Origin of the sequence: Pseudomonas persica, from assembly GCF_900291015.1 — a bacterium.
Lineage (GTDB): Bacteria > Pseudomonadota > Gammaproteobacteria > Pseudomonadales > Pseudomonadaceae > Aquipseudomonas.
The window spans coordinates 1-268 of the sequence record NZ_OLKL01000053.1 but is presented as its reverse complement, the minus strand read 5'-3'; the positions used below and the strand labels follow the sequence as shown (position 1 = coordinate 268).

The following is a 268-nucleotide window of genomic DNA, read 5'->3' as shown; positions in this document are numbered from 1 at the left end:
CTTCTGAGGGAGGCGTAGGAAACTTCTTAAGATGCTGGGCGGTGGTCGAACCCCAGGGTCTACAAGGCAGCAGCCCCCGCCTTGGCCACCTGGGCATCCTGTTCGGATTTGACGCCGGATACACCAATGGCGCCCACCACCTGGCCTTTCACCCGCAGCGGCACGCCACCTTCAAGGCTGGTCAGCAGGGGGGCGGTCACAAATGCAGTACGGCAACCATTGACCATCTCTTCATAATCCCGCGTCTCTTTGCGCCCCAGTGCGGCGC

At 61.9% G+C, this 268-nt stretch carries 1 protein-coding gene; it reads right to left on the bottom strand.

Annotated features, from left to right (window positions below):
* Window positions 1-59: 59 nt before the first annotated feature.
* A partial coding sequence (locus tag FQ664_RS25655; protein WP_178091056.1) for a heme-binding protein occupies window positions 60-268 on the bottom strand: 209 nt, incomplete at its 5' end.